At 45.4% G+C, this 4530-nt stretch carries 5 protein-coding genes and 1 pseudogene; all 6 read left to right on the forward strand.

Features of this window, described 5'->3' with window-relative positions; all coding sequences use genetic code 11:
* The first annotated feature begins 40 nt into the window (after positions 1-40).
* Positions 41-700, forward strand: coding sequence for a PFL_4669 family integrating conjugative element protein (locus AB6D93_RS23570; protein WP_136985697.1), 660 nt, complete (start codon positions 41-43; stop codon positions 698-700).
* Entirely contained in the window at positions 693-1835 is a 1143-nt protein-coding gene (locus AB6D93_RS23575) for a hypothetical protein (protein ID WP_372159226.1), read from the forward strand. Before AB6D93_RS23570 ends, AB6D93_RS23575 begins: the two co-directional genes overlap by 8 nt.
* Before the next feature lie 857 nt (positions 1836-2692).
* A complete protein-coding gene (locus tag AB6D93_RS23580; RefSeq protein WP_057620648.1) occupies positions 2693-2947 on the forward strand; it encodes an AbrB/MazE/SpoVT family DNA-binding domain-containing protein in 255 nt (84 codons plus the stop codon).
* Complete coding sequence (locus tag AB6D93_RS23585) at positions 2947-3300, forward strand: type II toxin-antitoxin system PemK/MazF family toxin (protein ID WP_102300427.1); 354 nt, start codon at positions 2947-2949, stop codon at positions 3298-3300. Before AB6D93_RS23580 ends, AB6D93_RS23585 begins: the two co-directional genes overlap by 1 nt.
* Positions 3301-3390: 90 nt before the next feature.
* A pseudogene (locus AB6D93_RS23590) lies at positions 3391-3666 on the forward strand (helix-turn-helix domain-containing protein); the annotation flags it as partial.
* 538 nt (positions 3667-4204) lie between these two features.
* On the forward strand, positions 4205-4378 hold the full coding sequence (locus AB6D93_RS23595) for a hypothetical protein (protein ID WP_157937524.1): 174 nt from the start codon (positions 4205-4207) through the stop codon (positions 4376-4378).
* Positions 4379-4530: the final 152 nt, after the last annotated feature.

Below are 4530 nucleotides of genomic sequence, written 5' to 3' on the forward strand. Positions count from 1 at the left end.
GGCGCGTTATGGAAAGAACTAGAAAAGTGGGATAAAGAGCATGAGCAATAAAAAGCAGCAAAGCAATAAAATGGGCGGCTTGGTGGCCAGCGCCGAAGTACAATTGCACAGCGTCGAAACCGTCAAACTGTGGAATCCATCGAAACGGAGCAAAGCCCCCGGTGTTGGGTTGTTTTTTCAACGTCTCTCGACACTGGAGCATGCGGCGCGCCATGACGATCCCTACGCGGATTTTGCCCTGCTTGAAATCGAGCGCGCCATCAATGCGGCCTTTACTCTGTGCCAATCCACGCTCGATGTACTCCCTCAGCGCAATAGCTCTCGCATTTTGTATCATGAGACCTTGAGTCGCGCGCCGGTGAAAAAGTCGGTATCGGTCAAGACGCGCTTTGGTTGGCGCCTGCTGGCGCTGTTAGAGCAATTTGATATTGCCATGGTGCAGCTCTCAGATGCGCACTTTAAAGCGCAGATGACCCGCAGTGATTTTGAACAACATCGCCTTGCGTGCTTGAAAGCCCTGCGTGGGATCATTTCAATGAGCGTCACCTTTCAGCATTCGGGGGTGACCCGACAAGATGTGACGGACAACAATGCGAAAGCGCAAGCCGCTCAGGCTAAGCTCGGTGCTATCCCTTTTGAAGTCCTTGAAGGGGTCGAGCGCGCGGAGTTTGCGCCTGTGATTAAGGTCTATCATGGCTAAACGAACCGTGTTTCAGGGGGCGCCAGAGCCCCTAACGGCCACGCCAAGCACGGTATCCTTTGCGGTGGAGCAAGGCGCGCCTTATCATCCCGATGAAGCGTATCAAGTCTTGTCGGGCGAGAGACCCGCGCCAGAGGAAGAGCAAACGCTGCAAGATAAGGCTAACGAGCATGAAGCGCAGCGATATGCGCGCGAAAGCAAGCGTTCACGAAAGCGCTCTGAGCTCTTGGTCGAACTCGAAAAAGCCAAGCAAACCCCAATGGGCAAGGCCACCCAACCGCTCTCGGATTATGAAGCGGCTTTGGTTGCGTTCCATCATCGCCCTGAGTATGCGCTTGAGCGCTGGAAGAAAAGTGGCAAACCGCCTAAGCTCCCAGCGGGTCTAGCGGATGTCTTTCGTGCGGTGTTAAAACACGGCGCTCGGGCTAATGGTGGGCTCTACTACCAGTTGCAACGTCAAGGCAGCACGGTGTTGTATCGTAAAGATGCGGCGCAAACCTTCGATCACTTAGTGCTCTATATGATTTGCAACACTTGTCTCAGCACGCGTTCGTTCTCATTGAGAGGCACACAGTCACAGATTGGCGAAGTGATTGGTAAAAGCCAATCCACGGTCTCTCGTTGGTTCTCCTTACTGATCAAGTGTGGGTTGCTTCGTCATGCCTTTATTGGGGATAACCTGGCGACCGACCCACGTGGTGGCCTGGTGCATGATAAAAGTGATGGGCAAAAGCGCAATCTCAACAACGTTTATGTCTTAACGGATGACTTCGGTTTTTTAGTCGGCGGAGAGACCGCTGGAAAGAAACTTTGCCAAGAATTTGAAGCAGCGGATAAGCGGGCGATTCAAGAGGGGGCAGGGAGCCTACCTGCACGCTTGGCCATACTGCGTAATACACTATGGGAAGGCACCATTGAGCGTCGTAATCAGGCGATTGGGGCAGCCAGTACCAAAGAGAAAGTTCAACAAACCAATGATCGCTCTAGAGCACTGAGCCTCGTTGTTAAAAAAATGAACGATGAAGGGTTAGACAGAATACTGAGTAAGCAAGAGTTCGAGGTGACAGCGAATACCCGCCTTAAACATTTCGGCTTCTCTCCTACCGCTTCACCGCCCGAGACCATCGCGGCTTAATCTTCCTACTTTTTCATCTTTTTGCTTCTTCGAAGCGGCTTTAGTACATCCCTCTACCCACTTAATTTGACCTTCATCACGCTCTATTAGTTAGACTTTACCTCTATTGTTTCTCTTTTCGACTGATTTTCAGTCTGCGGTGGATAAAATTCTCCGATGGGGAGCGTTTTGCTGGCTTTGTACGTTATCCACACAAAATGGATACTAACTATTGAGATATATAGATACTACGACGGTGAAAAGTAGATACCCCATTTTATAACTTACATTCGATACTTTTCTTTCTATTACTAATTTTAAAAATCTGTGGATAGAGTGAATAAATCAAAGAGCCTTAAACTACCTCCCATTCTTATCGTATCAAGTCTCTCGATAAACTCACCTTCAGACGATATCACGATAAGAACGGGCCCCACTTCCACTGATCCTCCGGTAGCACAGCGATACACTCCGAAGACGCGTTAATATCACCGCCTTATCTTACTCGCTACGCTCGCGCATTCTGGCAAGGCGAGGGGCAAGATTTAAGCCATGGTGACTGACAGTGCGACCTTTTTTATGAAAAGCGCAGCGGTCAATATTTTTTCGCTTTGCTCATTCTGTATGTCGTCGCGCGCTCCTCCATGGCCCGATGCATGTACTTGAGTTAATGATTAGGATATTTGTCAGCGTTGCGGGTTAAAAGGCTGTAGTCACCACTCTGAGCCGTCAATGAATTTGGAGTGCATCGTCATTTTAGATGCTCAGTTATCAACGACGGCTAAATTAGGTTTTAAGTTATAACAATGTTGACACTTGGGTTGAAGCGCATACAATTAATGTTGTTATAACAATGTTTACACTTATGAGGTTGTGATATGCGCACTCAAGTACGAAAAATTGGTAACAGTCTTGGTAATATCATTCCTGCTACGTTCATACGTCAACTGGGTTTGGTTGAAGGGGCTGATATCGAGGTTAAAGCTGATGGTAATAAAATCACGATTGAACCTGTTAAGCGCCCTAAAAAACGCTTCCCGTTCAGTGAGAAAGAGCTATTAATGGGGTTAAATCCTCATACAGCACATACGGATGAATTGGCTTCTGTCTCTGGTAAGGAGTTGGGCGAGTAATGGCTTTGTATATCCCGAAACGTAATGAAATTATTTGGTTAGATTTCGAACCAGTGAAAGGTAAAGAAATTGGTAAATACCGTCCCGCTTTTGTGCTTTCCAGTAAAGAGTACAATCAGCAAACAGGTTTACTTATCTGTTGTCCGATTAGCACCAGTGTTCGCGGTCAAGCTACAGAAGTGCCAGTGAATAATCTAGATAAGCCGAGTGTAGTGGCTGCTAGCTTGATTCAAACTCTATCTTGGAAAGACCGCAAAGCGAAGAGGATTACCATTGCTGAAAATGGGGTGATGGAGGATGTTTTATTAAGGCTCATCCCATTAATTGGGGCTGAGTCTCTATTTAAAGAGTAAGGGAAAAGTTTGTGTTGTAAGGCGACTAATAATGGCTGCATGATCATGAGATGGTACGCCATTTCCTGAAACTAATATTATGAGAGTGAAATGACGGAGAAACCGAGTAAAACACAGACCTCTTTCTTAAGAAGGTTGCTAGTCGCTTATTTAATTGATTCGGGTAAGAGCACGGTTCCCGATATCATGGAAGTGACTGGAATGCCGCGCAGAACAGCGCAAGATACTATTAAAGCACTGAGTGAGTTAGACATAGAGGTGGAACACTACAGTCGTGGTAAATATCGCATCAATAATTGGGGAGCGATAAATCGCAATTGGGTAAAAAATAACACCAAACACGCCTGTGACGTGCTAATGTATCCTCATTATGAAAACAGTGAGATAAGCGAAATGTCCTACGAACAAGTTGTCCATGATCAAAGCCTATATTGTGCATCTCAATCGCTAGAGTTGGCTCTGAAAATTTCAGCTCTATCTAGACAATCTAGCTCGGATGAAAGAACCCGTAAAGCAAAACAATTAGTTAAGGAGAAGAGCCGTAACGAGAGCCGCATTGCAGCTTTACGCTATATGTATAGAACTGTTGGAAGGGAAGATCTTGAAAAGTTAATGTTTGAGCTGACCGACTTAGCTATTGAAGAAAGGTCAACAGCTCTAAGTGATCCAGAAGGGTGGAAATCAGCGTTAAAACTAGTAGGGCAATCCTATGAGGAGGTTCCTTATATAGCTCCTCAAAAAGAACTTAATCAGTGGCGAGTAAAGTTTCTAAGCGCCATTCAAGGCCAATAGAAAAATCGCTATGAGCAAGTCTAACGAAAACAGGTCTGTGATAGAGGGCATTAAGAATGCTCATACCTGTCGGGCGTAATTCTTGCTAATTATCATAATAAGGGAAAGCATTGTGAAAACACCACATCAAAAAGTAAATATCAAAATTCAAATTGAAGGGGCGTTAGATCCTATTATTGACGAGACGTTAGATTCTGATGCTATGTTTGAGTGGTATGGAGAAAAGTTACCACTTAATCAGTATCTATCAAACGTAGTTAAAAGCGCTTTAGCTATTCAGGAATAAGGTTACAAACGGTATTAAGCCATTTAGTCAAACATGTTTACTAAAATAAGTGTATTGGTCAAACATTTTGACTAATAATTTCGGAGGTCTCTCATGAGTTTTGTACCAGACTATAAGCTCTCAGAACTCAGTAAAATGGCTGGGTTTGATAC

This window comes from Vibrio sp. 10N.247.310.23 (assembly GCF_041467155.1).
Classification (GTDB): Bacteria; Pseudomonadota; Gammaproteobacteria; order Enterobacterales; family Vibrionaceae; genus Vibrio; species Vibrio crassostreae_C.

Bases quoted from the DNA above. Each gene is read 5' to 3' on its own strand.
- AB6D93_RS23585 (WP_102300427.1), top strand. From the start codon at position 2,947: ATGGCTTTGTATATCCCGAAACGTAATGAAATTATTTGGTTAGATTTC.
- AB6D93_RS23580 (WP_057620648.1), top strand. From the start codon at position 2,693: ATGCGCACTCAAGTACGAAAAATTGGTAACAGTCTTGGTAATATCATT.
- AB6D93_RS23575 (WP_372159226.1), top strand. From the start codon at position 693: ATGGCTAAACGAACCGTGTTTCAGGGGGCGCCAGAGCCCCTAACGGCC.
- AB6D93_RS23570 (WP_136985697.1), top strand. From the start codon at position 41: ATGAGCAATAAAAAGCAGCAAAGCAATAAAATGGGCGGCTTGGTGGCC.